18 protein-coding genes and 1 riboswitch are annotated in these 16,200 nt (G+C 67.4%); of the genes, 3 read left to right on the top strand and 15 right to left on the bottom strand.

Annotated features, from left to right (window positions below):
- Positions 1–21 precede the first annotated feature (21 nt).
- On the top strand, positions 22–948 hold the full coding sequence (locus DBV14_RS14095; RefSeq protein ID WP_124459795.1) for an ion transporter: 927 nt from the start codon (positions 22–24) through the stop codon (positions 946–948).
- On the opposite strand, the gene DBV14_RS14090 is transcribed toward DBV14_RS14095, so the two are convergent.
- The 4 genes from DBV14_RS14090 to DBV14_RS14070 all read right to left on the bottom strand — a co-directional run bounded on the left by DBV14_RS14090 (position 893) and on the right by DBV14_RS14070 (position 4,037).
- Positions 893–1,480, bottom strand: coding sequence for a YigZ family protein (locus DBV14_RS14090; protein WP_124459794.1), 588 nt, complete (start codon positions 1,478–1,480; stop codon positions 893–895). The two genes, DBV14_RS14095 and DBV14_RS14090, sit on opposite strands and share 56 nt — an antisense overlap.
- A gap of 25 nt (positions 1,481–1,505) precedes the next feature.
- A complete protein-coding gene (metW, locus tag DBV14_RS14085; RefSeq protein ID WP_124459793.1) occupies positions 1,506–2,093 on the bottom strand; it encodes a methionine biosynthesis protein MetW in 588 nt (195 codons plus the stop codon).
- Entirely contained in the window at positions 2,090–3,244 is a 1,155-nt protein-coding gene (locus DBV14_RS14080; protein WP_124459792.1) for a homoserine O-acetyltransferase, read from the bottom strand. Before DBV14_RS14080 ends, metW begins: the two co-directional genes overlap by 4 nt.
- Before the next feature lie 229 nt (positions 3,245–3,473).
- Entirely contained in the window at positions 3,474–4,037 is a 564-nt protein-coding gene (locus tag DBV14_RS14070) for a TMEM165/GDT1 family protein (RefSeq protein ID WP_124459791.1), read from the bottom strand.
- Positions 4,038–4,054: 17 nt separating this feature from the next.
- A riboswitch (yybP-ykoY riboswitch) is annotated at positions 4,055–4,232 on the bottom strand.
- Positions 4,233–4,491: 259 nt separating this feature from the next.
- Here DBV14_RS14070 and DBV14_RS14065 point away from each other — a divergent pair.
- Positions 4,492–5,049 (top strand): RNA-binding protein, encoded by a 558-nt coding sequence (locus DBV14_RS14065; RefSeq protein WP_124459790.1) that lies wholly within the window; start codon positions 4,492–4,494, stop codon positions 5,047–5,049.
- A 113-nt stretch (positions 5,050–5,162) separates the two neighbouring features.
- On the opposite strand, the gene DBV14_RS14060 is transcribed toward DBV14_RS14065, so the two are convergent.
- The 4 genes from DBV14_RS14060 to DBV14_RS14045 are packed head-to-tail and all read right to left on the bottom strand — an operon-like array spanning position 5,163 to position 8,180.
- The gene (locus DBV14_RS14060) at positions 5,163–5,945 is read right to left on the bottom strand and encodes an SDR family oxidoreductase (RefSeq protein WP_124459789.1); all 783 of its coding nucleotides are present in this window, start codon (positions 5,943–5,945) and stop codon (positions 5,163–5,165) included.
- 29 nt (positions 5,946–5,974) lie between these two features.
- On the bottom strand, positions 5,975–6,634 hold the full coding sequence (gene lptC / locus DBV14_RS14055) for an LPS export ABC transporter periplasmic protein LptC (protein ID WP_185546014.1): 660 nt from the start codon (positions 6,632–6,634) through the stop codon (positions 5,975–5,977).
- On the bottom strand, positions 6,631–7,179 hold the full coding sequence (locus DBV14_RS14050) for an HAD family hydrolase (protein ID WP_124459788.1): 549 nt from the start codon (positions 7,177–7,179) through the stop codon (positions 6,631–6,633). The genes lptC and DBV14_RS14050 overlap by 4 nt, the downstream gene beginning before the upstream one ends.
- Positions 7,179–8,180, bottom strand: a complete 1,002-nt coding sequence (locus DBV14_RS14045) for an SIS domain-containing protein (protein WP_124459787.1) — start codon at positions 8,178–8,180, stop codon at positions 7,179–7,181. The genes DBV14_RS14050 and DBV14_RS14045 overlap by 1 nt, the downstream gene beginning before the upstream one ends.
- Before the next feature lie 155 nt (positions 8,181–8,335).
- Here DBV14_RS14045 and DBV14_RS14040 point away from each other — a divergent pair, with 155 nt between their 5' ends.
- Positions 8,336–10,321: a monovalent cation:proton antiporter family protein gene (locus DBV14_RS14040; protein ID WP_124459786.1), complete on the top strand. Its 1,986-nt coding sequence runs from the start codon at positions 8,336–8,338 to the stop codon at positions 10,319–10,321.
- Positions 10,322–10,353: 32 nt separating this feature from the next.
- Here DBV14_RS14040 and DBV14_RS14035 read toward each other — a convergent pair whose 3' ends face one another.
- The 7 genes from DBV14_RS14035 to rpmH form a co-directional block, all read right to left on the bottom strand.
- Positions 10,354–11,325 (bottom strand): zinc ribbon domain-containing protein, encoded by a 972-nt coding sequence (locus DBV14_RS14035; protein ID WP_124459785.1) that lies wholly within the window; start codon positions 11,323–11,325, stop codon positions 10,354–10,356.
- A gap of 125 nt (positions 11,326–11,450) precedes the next feature.
- A complete protein-coding gene (locus DBV14_RS14030) occupies positions 11,451–11,912 on the bottom strand; it encodes a Crp/Fnr family transcriptional regulator (protein WP_124459784.1) in 462 nt (153 codons plus the stop codon).
- A gap of 99 nt (positions 11,913–12,011) precedes the next feature.
- Positions 12,012–13,421, bottom strand: coding sequence for a tRNA uridine-5-carboxymethylaminomethyl(34) synthesis GTPase MnmE (gene mnmE, locus DBV14_RS14025; protein ID WP_124459783.1), 1,410 nt, complete (start codon positions 13,419–13,421; stop codon positions 12,012–12,014).
- Between the two features lie 77 nt (positions 13,422–13,498).
- Positions 13,499–15,184 carry a membrane protein insertase YidC gene (gene yidC / locus DBV14_RS14020; protein ID WP_124459782.1) on the bottom strand — a complete coding sequence of 562 codons (1,686 nt, stop codon included), beginning with the start codon at positions 15,182–15,184 and terminating at the stop codon, positions 13,499–13,501.
- On the bottom strand, positions 15,181–15,468 hold the full coding sequence (gene yidD, locus DBV14_RS14015; protein ID WP_056574909.1) for a membrane protein insertion efficiency factor YidD: 288 nt from the start codon (positions 15,466–15,468) through the stop codon (positions 15,181–15,183). The genes yidC and yidD overlap by 4 nt, the downstream gene beginning before the upstream one ends.
- The gene (locus tag DBV14_RS14010; RefSeq protein ID WP_124459811.1) at positions 15,465–15,911 is read right to left on the bottom strand and encodes a ribonuclease P protein component; all 447 of its coding nucleotides are present in this window, start codon (positions 15,909–15,911) and stop codon (positions 15,465–15,467) included. Before DBV14_RS14010 ends, yidD begins: the two co-directional genes overlap by 4 nt.
- Before the next feature lie 86 nt (positions 15,912–15,997).
- Entirely contained in the window at positions 15,998–16,132 is a 135-nt protein-coding gene (gene rpmH / locus DBV14_RS14005) for a 50S ribosomal protein L34 (protein WP_007834827.1), read from the bottom strand.
- Positions 16,133–16,200: the final 68 nt, after the last annotated feature.

The raw sequence follows: 16,200 nt of genomic DNA, 5'->3' as shown, positions 1-16,200 counted from the left end.
CGCGCCCCAGGCCCCGCCAAGATGACCAGCCCGAACACCGACACCGCTCCCGCCACGCGCGCCATCTCGTCCACCACCGACGCGCGCTTCGACAAACCCGCGAGCGGATGGCGGCGCACGCTGTTCACGGTGATCTTCGAGGCCGATACGCGGGCCGGCCTGATGTTCGACCTGGCGCTGATCGCCGTGATCGTGACCAGCGTGCTGGTGGTGATTCTCGACAGCGTGCAGTCGATCCGCGAGCAATGGCGTCCGGTGTTCAACGCGCTCGAATGGGTGTTCACCATTCTCTTCACGCTCGAATACATCGCGCGGCTGTGCTGCGTGAACAAGCCGCTGCGCTATGCGCTGAGTTTCTATGGCGTGATCGACCTGCTCGCGCTGCTGCCGACCTTCCTGGTGGCGCTCGCGCCCGAGCTGGCCTACCTGATCGACGTGCGCATTCTTCGGCTGCTGCGCGTGTTCCGCATCTTCAAGCTTTCGCGTTACTCGGTGGAGTACCGCGCGCTGGTGCTGGCGGTGGCATCGAGCCGCCGGAAGATCACCGTGTTCGTCGGCTTCGTGATGCTGGTGGTGCTGGTGATGGGCACGCTGATGTACGTGGTCGAAGGGCCGACGCATGGCTTCACCAGCATTCCGGTGGCGATCTACTGGGCCATTTCCACGATGGCCACGGTGGGCTTCGGCGACCTCGTGCCCAAGACCGACCTGGGCCGCGCGATCGCCTCGGTGATGATGCTGCTGGGCTGGGGCGTGCTGGCCGTGCCCACCGGCATCGTGACCGCCGAGATGGCACGGCGCGGACCCGACGACGATGCGGCCACGGTCGCCGTGGCGTCGCACGGCATCCTTGCAATGACCTCCCCCGCGCCGGTGGTGCCGGCCAAGCGCGTCACGCCTGCGGCCAGGCGACGCGCCCTTGCGCAGCATCGTCGAGGCGCGCGATGAAGGCGTCGGCATCGGGTGCGGGGAGCGTGAAGGCGAAGTGCACGTCGTCGCCGTGCCGCACCTCGTCGAGCACCGCGCCCACCGCGGCAAGCTCGCGCCGCACCAGACCTTCCAGCGCATAGGGCACCGCGCACCGCAGGCTGCGCTGGCGCACCAGCGGCACGAGCGTGGCGCCGAGCAAGGCCTGCGCGATGGCATCGGTGTAGGCACGCACCAGGCCGCCGGCGCCGAGCTTCACGCCGCCGAAGTAGCGCACCACGGTGGCGAGCGAACCTTCTATTTCCTGGTGGCGCAGCACCTCCAGCATGGGGCGGCCGGCGGTGCCGCCGGGCTCGCCGTCGTCGTTGGCGGCCGACTGGCCGCCGGCCATGAGCGCCCAGCACACGTGGGCGGCGGCAGGGTGTTCGGCGCGCAGCGCGGCCACCACGGCCAGCGCCGCGGCCCGGTCGGCCACCGGCTGCACGCAGCCGATGAACCGGCTCTTCTTGATGACCAGCTCGCTGTGAACCGGCTGCGCCAGCGTGAAGCTCATGCGGTGCAGCGAGGGAGCCTGGGGCTCAGCCGCCCCGCTCGAACTTGAAGACGGCGGTGCTGGCGCGCGCGTTCGGCAGCCAGCGCACGTCACGCCCGTCCTGCAGGCCGAACGAATCGAGCACGCGCAGGTTGTTCTTGCCGGCCAGCACCTCGAAGTCCTTGAAGGTGCCGACGCGGATGTTGGGCGTGTCGTACCACTGGTAGGGCAGGCGGCGCGTCACCGGCATGCGGCCGCGCGCCACGCTCAGGCGGTTGGGCCAGTGCGCGAAATTGGGGAACGCGACGATGCCGATGCGGCCGACGCGCGCAGTCTCGCGCAGCATGACCTCGGCATTGCGCAGATGCTGCAGCGTGTCGATCTGCAGCACCACGTCGAACGAGGCGTCGTCGAACATCGCGAGGCCTTCGTCGAGGTTGAGCTGGATCACGTCGACGCCACGGCGAATGCACTGCAGCACATTGCCGTCGGCAATTTCCACGCCGTAGCCGGAGCAGCCGCGTTCGCGTTGCAGCAAGTCGAGCAGGGCGCCGTCGCCGCAGCCGAGGTCTAGCACGCGCGAGCCCTGGGGCACCAGCGCGGCGATCAGTCGTTGGGTGTCGAGGTCGCTCATTGGAATTCCTGCGCCACGCGTTCGAAGTAGGAGCGCACCACGCCCATGTAGCGCACGTCGTCGAGCAGGAAGGCATCGTGGCCGTGCGGCGCGTCTATCTCGGCGTAGCTGACGTTGCGGCGGTTGTCGAGCAACGCCTTCACCAGCTCGCGGCTGCGCGCGGGCGAGAAGCGCCAGTCGGTCTTGAAGCTCACGAGCAGGAACTTGGCCGTGGCCTGTGCCAACGCCTTGCTGAGCTGGCCGCCGTGGCTGCGCGCGGGGTCGAAGTAGTCGAGCGCGCGGGTGATCAGCAGGTAGGTGTTGGCGTCGAAGTACTCGCTGAACTTGTCGCCTTGGTAGCGCAGGTAGCTTTCGATCTGGAACTCGACGTCCTGCGTGGAGTAGCGGTAGTCGAGCCCCACGGTCTCGCCCTCGACCGCGCTGCGCAGGATGCGGCCGAACTTCTCGTTCATCACATCGTCGCTGAGGTACGTGATGTGGCCGATCATCCGGGCGATGCGCAAGCCCCGCTTGGGAATCACGCCATGCTGGTAGAAGTGGCCGCCGTGGAAGTCGGGGTCGGTCACGATGGCGCGTCGCGCGACTTCGTTGAAGGCAATGTTCTCGGCCGTGAGGTTGGGCGCGCTGGCCACCACCACGGCGTGCCGCACGCGGTCGGGATACTGCAGCGTCCACGACAGGGCCTGCATGCCGCCGAGGCTGCCGCCCATGACGGCTGCGAGCGTGCGAATGCCGAGCGCGTCGAGCAATGCGGCCTGGGCGTCGACCCAGTCTTCGACCGTCACCACCGGAAAGTCTGCGCCGTAGACGCTGCCGGTGGCGGGGTTGACGTGCATCGGGCCGGTCGAGCCGAAGCAGGAGCCGAGGTTGTTGACGCCGATCACGAAGAAGCGGTCGGTGTCGACCGGCTTGCCGGGGCCGACCATGTTGTCCCACCAACCTTCGGAGCGGGCCTGGCCTTCGTAGACCCCCGCGACGTGGTGCGAAGCATTGAGCGCATGGCACACCAGCACCGCATTGCTGCGGTCGGCGTTCAGGGTGCCATAGGTCTCGTAGGCAAGTGTGTAGTCGCTGATCGACGTGCCGCTGCGCAAGGCCAGCGGGCCCGCGAACTGCATCGACTGCGAAGTGACGACCAAAGGTGACGGCATGAATGAAAAAACCCGGCCTCGCCAAAAACGAGCCGGGTCTGCCGCGCCTGTCTTTAGCTGGATTTATAAAGCGCCCGCAAGCTGAAGCAAATCGGCGCGGAGCAAGTATATCCCCCAAGCTTCGCGCACTTCGTGTCGCTTCTCCAACCCCCTTTCCGGGGGCAACACCAGCGGCCCGGCGAAGCCGGTTCCGCGGTGTTCCTGGAAGGAGCCCGCTCTTCTTTCCTTCTTACCAGCCGATGATCATGACGATGCCCAGCACGAGGAAGATCGCGGCCGATATGCCGTGCACGAGCTTGATCGGCACGCGCTTCACGATCTTCTCGCCGAGCCACACCACCGGCGCGTTGGCCAGCATCATGCCGAGCGTGGTGCCGGCCACGACCCAGAAATAGTCCTGCGTGAAGCGGGCGGCGAGCATGACGGTGGCAATCTGCGTCTTGTCGCCCATCTCGGCGAGGAAGAAGGCGATCACGGTGGTGCCGAAGACGCCGAAGTGCGAGGCGCCGGGGGCGTCGTCATCGTCGAGCTTGTCGGGGATCAGCATCCAGGCGGCCATTGCAATGAACGAGCCGCCAAGAATCCAGCGCAAGACTTCGGGGCCGAGCCATCGGGTGATGTAGTTGCCGACGGCGCCCGCCAGGGCGTGGTTGATGAGGGTGGCGGCAAAGATGCCGAGCACGATGGGCCAGGGTTTCCTGAAACGGGCTGCGAGCAAGAGGGCCAAAAGTTGGGTCTTGTCGCCCATTTCGGCGAGCGCAACTACGCCGGTTGCTACGAGAAAAGCTTCCATGATGAACGTGGGTTCCTTGGGCCGAAGGACGCAATTGACCGTGCAACACCTTCGGCCATATTCCCGAAGTTGCACGGTCAAAGGTCTCGCCAGGTGTGTTCACTGCACGCGCCATGTCCTGTGTGGGGCAGGACAAGTCTGTTGACGCGGGCCCTTCTCGAAGTCGGAAGGCGGCTACTCCCCAATGACGGGCGAATTCTACCTGTAGCGCGAAGGACCTCGACTTTGGGTGTAAGCGTGCGCTAGCTTTTATTAGTTTTGACAAGTGCTACCTCAAGAAGCAATTTCCTGCTTGCTTTTCGGATATTTCACCCATAATGCACGAGCCTCCCTCTTCATTTTGGTCGGGGGGTAGTTCGGTGATCGGTCAGTTTCGCGCGACTCGACGGCTCTCGTTTGAGTGATGCTTTCGGGACTCCATCGCTTTTCTTGATGTGTTTATAGGAGTCCCTTGATGGGCAACAAACTGTACGTCGGCAACCTGCCTTACTCGGTGCGCGACGGTGATCTCGAACAGGCATTCGGGCAGTTCGGCGCAGTGACCAGCGCCAAGGTCATGATGGAGCGCGACACGGGCCGCTCGAAGGGCTTCGGCTTCGTCGAGATGGGCAGTGACGCAGAAGCGCAAGCAGCCATCGCCGGCATGAACGGCCAGCCCCTGGGCGGCCGCAGCGTCGTGGTCAATGAAGCACGTCCCATGGAAGCACGTCCCCCGCGCAGCGGTGGTGGCGGCGGCTACGGTGGTGGCGGCGGTGGTTATGGCGGCGGTGGTGGCGGAGGCTACGGCGGCGGCGGTGGTGGCTACGGTGGTGGCGGCGATCGCAGCGGTGGTGGCGGTGGCCGCTCCGGCGGTGGTGGCGGCTACGGCGGCGGTGGCCGCAGTGGTGGCGGCGGCGGCGGTGGTGGCGATGGCGGTTTCCGCAGCCCCTACGGTGCCGGTCCCCGTGGCGGCGGCGGCGGTGGCCGCAGCGGTGGTGGCGGTGGCTACGGCGGCGGCAACAGCGGCTACTGATCAGACCCGATCACCGCGCTTTCCGACCAAAGTGCACACAGGCAAAAGGCTCCTCACGGAGCCTTTTTCTTTGGGCCTGCGCCACACGGCGCGGCGCCTTCAACCCGCGTTCTTCAGGCTTCGCCGCTGCGCTTCTTGCGCTCGCGGCCCTGCACCGCGCGGTCGAGCACGGCATTGGGCAACATGCGCATGATCTTGGCGACCACGCCCATCTGCCAGGGAATCACCCGGTAGCTGGTGCCGGCCTCGATGGCGCGCAACGCCTGCGCGGCAAAGTCCTCGGCCTTCATCAGGAAGGGCATGCCGTAGCGGTTGCCCTGCGTGAGCGGCGTATCGATGTAGCCCGGGCAGAGCGTGACGACCTTGACGCCGCTGTTGTGCAACTCCCCACGCAGGCTCTCGCAGTACGCCACCACGCCGGCCTTGCTGGCGCAGTACGCGCCGTGGCCCGGCAGTCCGCGAATGGCGGCAACGCTGCCGATGCCCACCAGCCGGCCGCTGCCGCGCTCGACCATCGCTTTCACGAACGGATGGAAAGTCGCGGCCAGCCCGACGTTGTTGGTGGCAAAGGTCTGCGCCAGCACATCGAGGTCGGAGCGCTCGGCCGTATCGATGCCCACGCTGATGCCGGCATTGGCGATCACCACGTCGGGCAGCCCTTGCTGCGCGATGCATGCGGCGCCGGCAGCCACGATGCTGTCCGTCTGCGCCACGTCGGCGCTGTAGATCCGGTAGCGGTCGGCGCTCAGTTGGCGGCCATTGGCCCACGACTCGATCTCCGCCGTGCGCCGCGCGACCAGCGCGAGCCGATAGCCCGCGTCGTAGAAGCTCGCCGCCAGGGCCTGGCCGATGCCACTCGAAGCGCCGGTAATGAAAACTAGCGGGGACGTGGTCATGCGTTGGGGGCTTCCGGTAACGGCTGGCTTCAGCGTTTCTTGGCGGGCGCCGCGGCCATTGCAGGCGACGGCATCAGGAGGCCGCGCACCCGGCCGTTCAGGTTGGCCACGCCGCTCAGGTTGTCGTAGTCGAGCGTGTCGCCCGTGAACTGGTCGGTGCCGCGGATGAGCGTGACCGGCTTGTTCGATACCACCCGCTCGGTGTCGAGGAAGGTGTGCAGGAATTCGCCACGGAATTCGAGGCGCGGCATCGGCTTGCCATTGGGCGCCACCGAAGGGTCGCGGATGACGATGGCGTTGCCGAACAGCTGGATTTCGCTGCCGTCGGAATTGGACAGGCCGCGATTCGCCGTGGAGCGCGTGACCAGCCCTTCGGGCGACACGGAGCGCATGCGCACCTTGTCCACCTCGATGGTGTCGGTGTCGGGGTAGTGCCGGCCCTCAACACCATGGAGCTCGCTGCGCAGCTCGCCGCTGGGCAGGAAATTCTTGATCACGAAATCGCGCATGAAGTAGTCGGGCTCGTGCGTCGGCGCGACCTTGGCGGCGGGCGCCAGCAGCTTGGGCGCGTTGCGCACCAGCCAGTAGGTGCCGAGCGCCACGGCCGCCGTCAGGATGATCGGCAGGTAGATGGTCGCGCGGTCGAGCACGTCGCGCACCAGGTTCCACGCGCGTTTGATGTCGGTCATCGGTTCGGGCCCATGGCAGCGTCGAGCAGCGGCCGGTACTGGCCGCAGGCTGTCAGAAGCAGATCGCAGAATTCGCGCGCCGCGCCTTCGCCGCCGCGCGCCTGGGTGACGTAGCGCGCAATGCCGCGCACTTCGGCGTGCGCATTGGCGGGCGCCGCCGCAAAGCCGACGCGGGTCAGCACCGGCAGGTCGGGCCAGTCGTCGCCAATGGCGGCGGCCTGCGCCCAGGTGAAGCCCAGTTGGTCGAGCATGGCTTGCGCGGCGGGCAGCTTGTCTTCGGTGCCGTAGCGCACGTGCTCGATGCCCAGTGCTTCGAGCCGCACGCGCAGCGGCTTGGAATCGCGCCCGGTGATCACCGCCGGCGTGATGCCGGCCTTGCGCAGCAGCTTGAGGCCGTAGCCATCGAGGATGCTGAAGCGCTTGAGCGTTTCGCCGTGCTCGGTGAAGTACACGCCGCCGTCGGTCAGCACGCCGTCGATGTCGAAGAAGACGATGCGCACGTCCTGCGCAGCGAGCAAGGTCTCGGCCTGGAACGCGAGCGGCATCAGATGACCTTCGCGCGCATCAGGTCGTTGGTGTTGATCGCGCCGACGATCACGCCCGCGCCGTCGATCACGAACAGGCGGGTGATGCCGCATTGCTCCATCAGCTCGGCGGCTTCCACCGCCAGGGCGTCGACGCGGATGGTGCGCGGGTCGCGGTGCATCACGTCGGCGGCCTTGGGCGTGCGCAGGTCGGCGCCCGCTTCGATCAGGCGGCGCAGGTCGCCGTCGGTGAAGATGCCCGAAGCGCGGCCGTCGGGCTCGACCACCGCGGCGGCGCCGAAGCCCTTGATGCTCATGGCACGCATCAGCTCGCTGATGGTGGCGGAAGGCGGCACGCGCGGCACTTCGTCGCCCGAGCGCATCACGTCGCTCACATGCGTGAGCAGCTTGCGCCCGAGCGCGCCGCCCGGATGCGAGCGCGCGAAGTCTTCCGAGCCGAAGCCGCGCGCGTCGAGCAGCGCCACGGCCAGCGCGTCGCCCATCGCCATCTGGGCGGTGGTGCTCGCGGTGGGCGCGAGGTTGAGCGGGCAGGCTTCCTTGGCGACGCCGGCGTCGATCACGATGTCGGCGTGGCGCGCCAGGGTGGATTCAAGGCGGCCGGTCATGGCAATCAGGGGCACGCCCTGGCGCTTGACCACCGGCAGGATGACGGTGAGTTCGTCGACCTCGCCGCTGTTGGAGATGGCCAGCACCAGGTCGACCGACTTGATCATGCCGAGGTCGCCGTGGCTGGCCTCGGCCGGGTGCACGAACATGGCCGGCGTGCCGGTGGAGGCGAGGGTGGCGGCAATCTTGCGGCCGACGTGGCCGCTCTTGCCCATGCCCATCACGACCACGCGGCCGCGAACGTCGAGGATCTTGCGCACGGCCTCGACGAAGCTCGGGCCGACCCGGGTCTTCAGACCGAGAACGGCTTCGGCTTCGATGTCGAAGGTGACGCGTGCCCGAGCGAGGATGGCTTCGGGGTCGACCACATGGGCCGGGGCGGGGCGGGAGCTCATTGTCGGATTTTACGGGCCAGAGTGTTGCCCCCACGCCCGGCACTGCGCGTCCTCGCTGCCCCCCCGAGGGGGCCGCTTGCGCCTTGGGGCGACCCGGCGCCGCTCGGTGCCCTTCCGGACGCGTGCGCACAACTCTTGCTCTAGCATCGGCACCCATGTCTTCGTTCGATCTCACGCTGTTGTATTTGCTGGCCGCGGTGATCGGCGTGGTGGTCTGCCGGTCGCTCAAGCTGCCGCCGATGCTGGGCTACCTTTCGGCCGGCGTGCTGATCGGGCCGCATGCGCTCGCATTGGCGCAGAACTCCGAAGGCATCCGCCACCTGGGCGAATTCGGCGTGGTGTTCCTGATGTTCGTCATCGGGCTCGAATTCAGCCTGCCCAAGCTGCGGGCAATGCGCAAGCACGTGTTCGGGCTCGGCCTGCTCCAGGTGCTGCTGACCATGACCATCGCGACGGCCGGCGCGCTGGTCATCGCCACACAGTTGCCGCCGGCCTGGCGCCTCGGCTGGCAGACGGCGCTGGCGCTGTCGGGCGCGCTCACCATGAGCAGCACCGCCATCGTCGTCAAGCTGATGGCCGAGCGGCTCGAACTCGAGAGCGAACACGGCAAGCGCGTGATGGGCGTGCTGCTGTTCCAGGACCTGGCCGTGGTGCCGCTGCTGGTGCTGATTCCCGCGCTCGGCGCACCGCCCGAGGCATTGGCCAAGGCGCTCGGCCTGGCGCTGCTGAAGGCCACCTTTTTGATCGGCCTGCTGCTCTACGGCGGGCCGCGCATCATGCGCTGGTGGCTCACGCTGGTGGCCCGTCGCCGCAGCGAAGAGCTGTTCATCCTGAACGTGCTGCTGATCACGCTCGGCCTGGCCTGGCTGACCGAGCTGGCGGGCCTGAGCCTGGCACTGGGTGCATTCATCGCGGGCATGCTGGTGTCGGAGACCGAGTACAAGCACCAGGTCGAGACCGACATCCGCCCCTTCCACGATGTGCTGCTGGGGCTGTTCTTCATCACCGTCGGCATGTCGCTCGACTGGCACATCGTGGTCGAGCGCTGGCTGCTGGTGGGCGTGCTGCTGCTGGTGCCGCTGCTCTTCAAGCTGGGGCTGGTGACGGTGCTGGCGCGCGTGCTGGGCGCCACCTCGGGCGTGTCGCTGCGCACCGGCCTCTACCTGGCGCAGGCCGGCGAATTCGGCTTCGTGCTGCTGACGCTGGCGCAGGAGCGCAGCCTGCTGCCGCCCTGGCTGGCCAACCCGGTGCTGGCGTCGATGGTGCTGTCGATGCTGGCCACGCCGTTCATCATCATGTACAGCAACGCCGTCGTGCGAAAGCTGGTGGCCAGCGACTGGCTGCAACAGTCGCTGCAGATGACCAGCATCGCGCGAAAGACCATCAACACCGCCAAGCACGTGATCATCTGCGGCTATGGGCGTTGCGGCCAGAACCTGGCGCGCATCCTCGAGCGCGAAGGCATTCCCTACATGGCGCTCGACCTCGACCCCGACCGCGTGCGGCAGGCCGCCGCCGCCGGCGACTCGGTGGTGTTCGGCGACGCGGCGCGGCTGCAGGCGCTGATGGCCGCCGGCCTGGCGCGCGCCAGCGCCGTGGTCGTCACCTATCTCGACGTGCCCGGCGCCATGAAGGTGCTGGCCAACACCCGCGCCCATGCCGCGCACGTGCCGGTGATCGTGCGCACGCAGGACGACCACGACCTCGAAAAACTGCAGGCCGCGGGCGCGACCGAGGTGGTGCCCGAGGCCATCGAGGGTTCGCTGATGCTCGCGAGCCATGCGCTGGCGCTGGTCGGCGTGCCGATGCGGCGCGTGATCCGCGTGGTGCAGGACCAGCGCGATGCGCGCTACAACCTGCTGCGCGGCTATTTCCACGGCGCCGACGACGACACCTCCGACGAGATCGACCACGAGCGGCTCAACAGCTTCACCCTGACGCCCGGCGCCCGCGCCATCGGCCAGACGCTCGAACAGCTCGCGCTGCCGACGCTGAACGTGCGCGTCGCGGGCCTGCGCCGCCATGACGGCCAACCCCGCACGCCGGCCGGCGACACGGTGCTTTCGGACGGCGATACGCTGGTGCTGTCCGGCAAGCCCGCTGCATTGGCCGTCGCCATCGAACGCCTGCAAAAAGGCTGATTTCCCCCAGGGCGGCAGGCCCTGGCGCAGCTTCAGTTGATCAGCGTGGGATTGCGCTTTTCTTCTTCGATGCGCTGCTGGCGGCGCACCGCCTCGCACTGTGCGTGCGCCTTGTATTCAGGCTTCAGGCACTGGGAGGCCATGCACTGCGCCTTGGCGATGAAGTTGCGGTCGCCGCACATGGCTTGCGGTTCGGCTGGCGCGGCGGGTGCGGGCGGTGGCAGGACGGCCGCGACAGCCGGCGCGGGGGCCTCGGGCGCGCTCGATGGCGGAGCCGCAACCGCCGCCTGCTTGCGTGGCTTGGCGGCGGTCTTGGGAGTGGTTGCCGTCGCCGTCGGAGCGGGGCTCGCTTCCGCTTCCGGAGCGGGTGCAGGGGGCTCGGCCGCCTGAGGCGCCGAAGGCGCTGGCTCGGCAGCGGGAGTCACGACGGGAGCGGGGGCGGCCGCTGGCTCTGAAACAGGCGGCGCCGCATCCTCGACAGCCGCTGGCGTCTTGCGCGTTCCGTAGCCATACCAGCCGGCCACGATCATCACCAGCGCCACCACCAGCAAACCCAGCCACAGCAGGATCACGCGCTTGCGCGGCGGCCGTTCGACCGGCACCTTCCGCCGGACCTTGACCCGGGTTCTTTTTCTCTCGGCCCGCTCGGCCCGGTCTGCGTCCGATGCCGACGACGTAGCGGAAGAAGGCGAGGGCGCGCGCGTCGGCCCGCCCGGGGTCACGATCACGGTTCCTTCCTGCTCTTCCTCTTCGTACGCCGGTGGCGGCGCAACGGGCGCCTTGCCAAAGAAGGAACGCGAGGCCACCGGCTCGCCGGGATCGAAGAGCGGCGCCGGAATGGTCGGTGCGCGCAACTGGGCCGGTGCGGTGGTGGCCCACTCGCGCTCGGGGCTGGGAGCCGGCGGCATCCGGGTCGTCGTGGCGACCAGCGGGTCGCCGCAGCTTCTGCAGAAATTTGCGCCGTCACGGTTTTCCGTGCTGCAGACCGGACAGATCAAGGCCATGGCTTACTTACTGACTACTCTCGGGAACCAAAACGAAAACTTGCGGCGGCTGCCGCTACGGGCTGGCGTGGCCGGCTGCATCTCAGGGTCTGCGGGGGATAGGGTGCGCGGTATGCGTCGAGGCTTCAGGTCACGGCGACGCGCTTGGAGCGATGCGCCATGCGCTTGGCGATCACGGCGCCGAGCGCCATCGCGATTTCCAGCGCCAGGTTGGGCTGCCGGTTCGACATTTCCGCAAAGCGGATCGCAGTGAGCCGCCACACGCGGCCCGCGCCGGTCACCACCACGTTGGCCGAGTGCGGCTGGCGCGAGAAGAACGAGCCTTCGCCGACCACCGAGCCGGGCGTGAGCACGGCAAGGCGCATCTGCTCCTTGCTGCTGACGCGGTGCACGCTGATGGCGCCGCTCTCGATGAAGAACACCGAACGGTCCGGCGTGCCCTGCTCGATCAGCACGTCGCCGACACTGGTGTCGATGGGCTGCAAATAACCCACCAGCGTTTCCCATTGCTGGACGCTGAACGTCAACGCGAAAGCGTCGGTGCTCGTGTTCTCCGCGATGGCGCGGCTCAGGTTCTGAATGGACATGTTTTCTCAACCCCGCATCTGTGCCGAAGTATCCGCGATGGGCGTGAGATTCGGCTACAAGTGTTTACGGTTTGGCAAACCGCCTGTCGCCAAGTGTCGCTATTTCCCGATACAGAAGCGCGAAAAGATGACGCCCAGCAGATCGTCGGCGCCAAACTCGCCCGTGATCTCGTTGAGCGCGTTCTGCGCCAGCCGCAGCTCTTCGGCCAGCAGATCGAGCAGCTGGGCCTGCGCCGCCAGGTGGCTGGCGGCCAGCGCAAGGTGGGTTTCGACCCGGCCCAGCGCCTGTACGTGGCGCGCCCGCGCCAGGTAAACGCCTTCGGGCACCGACTGCCAGCCGGCCATGGCCAGCAACTGGTCGCGCAGCGCCTCGATGCCCAGCCCGGTCTTGGCGGACAGCGCAATGCCCTGCGCCGGATGGGCGGAAGGCGCCGCGTCCTGCTTGTTCCACACGTCGAGCACGGGCACGCTCGCGGGCAGCTTCTGCCTGAGGCTGCCCAGGATCTCGGCGTCGGCGGCGGCATAGTCCGGCTGGTCGGCGCGCGTCAGGTCGTGCAGGAACAGCACGGCGTCGGCGCTCTCGATCTGGCCCCAGGCGCGCGCCACGCCGATCTGCTCGACCTCGTCGCTGCTCTCGCGCAGGCCGGCGGTGTCGGCCACGTGCAACGGCACGCCATGGATCTGGATGGTCTGCGAGACCACGTCGCGCGTGGTGCCCGCCACCGCACTCACGATGGCCAGCTCGGCGCCGGCCAGCGCATTGAGCAGCGAACTCTTGCCCGCATTCGGCTGCCCGGCAATGACGACCTTGATGCCCTCGCGCAGCAACGCACCCTGCCTGGCGCGCTGCTGCACCGCCGCCAGCTGTGCCTGCAACCTCAGCAGTTGCCCGGCCGCATCGGCCTTTTGAAGGAAGTCGATCTCTTCTTCCGGGAAGTCGAGCGTGGCCTCGACCAGCATCCGCAGGTGGATCAGCGCATCGCGCAGCGTATGGATCTCGCGCGAGAACGCACCAGACAGCGAGCGCCCGGCACTGCGCGCCGCAGCCTCGGTGCTGGCGTCGATCAGGTCGGCAATCGCCTCGGCCTGGGCCAGGTCGATCTTGCCGTTGAGAAACGCCCGCTGGCTGAACTCGCCGGGCTCGGCCACGCGCAGGCCCGGCAGGCGCGGGCGTCCGGTGACCGCATCGGGCTCGGCCGAGGCTTCGAGGCAACGCGCCAGCAGCAGTTGCAGCACGACCGTGCCGCCGTGGGCCTGCAGCTCGAGCACGTCCTCGCCGGTGAAGGAATTCGGGGAAGGAAAGTGGATCGCCAGGCCGTGGTCGACCGGCTCGCCGCCGACATCGCGAAACGGCAGGTAGGTGGCTTCGCGCGGCTTGAGCGCGCGGCCGCACAGGGCCTCGATCAGCGGCGCCAGCCGGGCGCCCGACACGCGAACAATGCCGACCGCTCCGCGCCCCGAGGCGGTAGCGATGGCGACGATGGGATCGGTGGTGCGAGCGAAGGTCATGGCAACGCGATTCTTTCAGCAAAAAGGAAAAGGGCCGCGGATGCGGCCCTTTGCGATGGCGGAGGAGCTTGCGCGGCTTACTTGCCCAGCACGCCCAGCCGCTTGTTGATGAACCACTGCTGCGCAATCGACAGCACGTTGTTCGTGATCCAGTACAGCACCAGGCCGGCCGGGAAGAAGATGAACATCACGCTGAACGCGAGCGGCATGATCCACATCAGCTTGGCCTGCATCGGATCGGGTGGCGTCGGGTTGAGCCAGGTCTGGAACAGCGAGGTGAGCGTCATCACGACCGGCAGGATGTACCAGGGGTCCGGTGCCGACAGGTCGGTGATCCAGCCGAGCCACGGTGCGTGGCGCATTTCGACCGACGACAGCAGCACCCAGTACAGCGCGATGAACACCGGGATCTGGATCACGATGGGGAAGCAGCCGCCCATCGGATTGACCTTCTCGGTCTTGTAGATCCGCATCATTTCCTGCTGCATTTCCTGCGGCTTGTCCTTCAGCCGCTCGCGCATTTCCATGATCTTGGGGTTGATGGCCTTCATCTTGGCCATGCTGGCGTACGCCTTGGCGTTGAGCCAGTAGAAGGCGGCCTTCAGCAGCACCACCAGCGCCACGATCGACCAGCCCCAGTTGCCCAGGATGCCGTGCAGCTGGGTGAGCAGCCAGTACAGCGGCTTCGAGATGATCGCGAAGATGCCGTAGTCCTTCACCAGGTCCAGGCCCGGGGCGATGGCTTCGAGCTTCTTTTCTTCTTCGGGGCCGGCGAACAGCGCGCTGTTCACGACCTGCGTGGCGCCCGGGGCGATCTTCGGCAGCGTGGCCACCATGGCCACGGTGAAGAGGTTGTCGCCCAGGTCCTTCACGCGGAACTCGCGGCGCAGCTGTTCGCTGGCCGGGTCGCCCTTGAGCAGCCACGCCGATGCGAAGTAATGCTGCACCATCGCGATCCAGCCGTCGTTGGCCGGCGGCGGCGGCTCGATCTTGCCCTTGGCGATGTCCTTGAAGTCGAGCTTGTGGAACTTCTTCTCGTTGGTGTACGCGGCCGGACCGGTGAAGGTGTTGGTGCCGAACATGGTGCCGGCGGCCACGGTGCCGTGGCGCAGCAGCTGCAGGTACAGCTGCGCATCGCGCGGCTGGTCGCTCACGTTGACCACTTCGTGGCGCACGCCGATGACGTAGTCGCCACGGTGGAACACGTAGGTCTTGATGTACTTCAGGCCACCGACGGGCGCGCTCTCGAAGCCCACTTCCAGCGTGTTCTGGCCATCGGCCATTTCGCGCGGACCGGCCTTCGGCGTCATCGGCGTCAGGTGGTTGGGGAAACGCTCGCCGGTGTCGACCTGGTTCAACAGGCCCGTCTGCGCCACGTAGCGCGTGGCCGGCGAACCGTTTTCGAACAGCACGACGCGCTTGGTGCGGTCGGCCTCGTCGTACTTCTGCAGTTCGAGGTGGTTGACCGTGGCGCCTTCGCTGTCGATCGTTACCTTGAACAGGTCGGTGGTGACATTGACCTGCTCACGCGGCGCGGCCGCCGCGGCTTGCGTGGGCACGGTGTTGCCACCGGCCGCACCGGCGGCGGTCGGCACGCCGTTGTTGGCAGCGGGCGTGCCGGCCGGGGCGGTGGCCACGGCTGCCGGCTTGCTCGATGGCAGGAAGGTCGGCTTGTTGCCGTTGAAGACCTGCCATTGGTCCCACAGCAGCACCAGCGAGAACCCAAAAATCACCCACAGGATCGTGCGGCGGATATCGTTCATGACGAAGACTTCTTGTCGGAGGAGAGAAGAGACGAAAACAGCGATCCTGACTTGTCAGTGCGACGCTGTGATTTCGGGGGAACCGGATCGTGGCCGCCCTGGCACCAGGGCTGGCAGCGCGCGATGCGGTGCAGAGTGAGGTAGCTGCCCTTGAGCGCGCCGTGCACCTCGAGCGCTTCGATCGAATACACCGAGCAGGTCGGCGTGAAGCGGCACGACTGGCCGAGCCAGGGGCTCAGCAGCAGGCGGTAGCCCTTCACGAGGCCGATCAGCAGGCGTTTCATGGCGATCCGGAAGAAGGCGCGGAAGAAGAGGGTGAACGTTCGGCGCGCTCGCGCGGCGGCGCCGGCGGGCGCGCGGCACGCGCCAGCAGTTGCTGCAATTCGGCGCGCACGGCGGCCTTGAGCTTGTCCGAAGAGGCGCTCACGAATTCCTTGCGGTCGAATCCCGCGCGCAGCCGCACCACGTGCGCGGCACGAGGCAGGCCGACGCCGGGCGCGGCACTCACGGTATATATCTGCCGCTTGATGGCGTTGCGCGTGACCGCGCGGCGCGCCCAGCGCTTGGGCACCATGGCACCCAGCCAGACATCGTCGGACGCGAACAACGGCGGTGCGCCCGATGCGAGATCGAGCGCACAGCGGTGCAATGCGAAATGAGCAGTGCGCGCCACGGTGGCACCTGCGAGGACGGCCTGGAATTGCGCGCGGGTCTTGAGCCGCTGCATGGAAGCCGGGCCGGGCAGGTCAGACGCGATGGCTGCGGGAGCCTGCGCTGGCGTGTCGGCTGCTGGCAACGGCAGGTGGGCTGCCGTCAGACAGCCAGGCGCTTGCGGCCCTTGGCGCGGCGTGCGTTGATGACGGCACGGCCGCCGCGGGTCTTCATGCGGACCAGGAAGCCGTGGGTACGGGCGCGGCGGACTTTAGAAGCTTGGTAAGTGCGTTTCATGGTGATTTCCTAATTCCCTGTTCGCGCTGACTCTTCGTACGGAAAGCATGAAGAACCTGCGGGGCGCC

This window comes from Variovorax sp. KBW07 (assembly GCF_003852515.1).
Taxonomy (GTDB): domain Bacteria; phylum Pseudomonadota; class Gammaproteobacteria; order Burkholderiales; family Burkholderiaceae_C; genus Variovorax.
The sequence above is the reverse complement of the archived record's forward strand: the minus strand, read 5'-3'. Positions and strand labels throughout refer to the sequence as shown.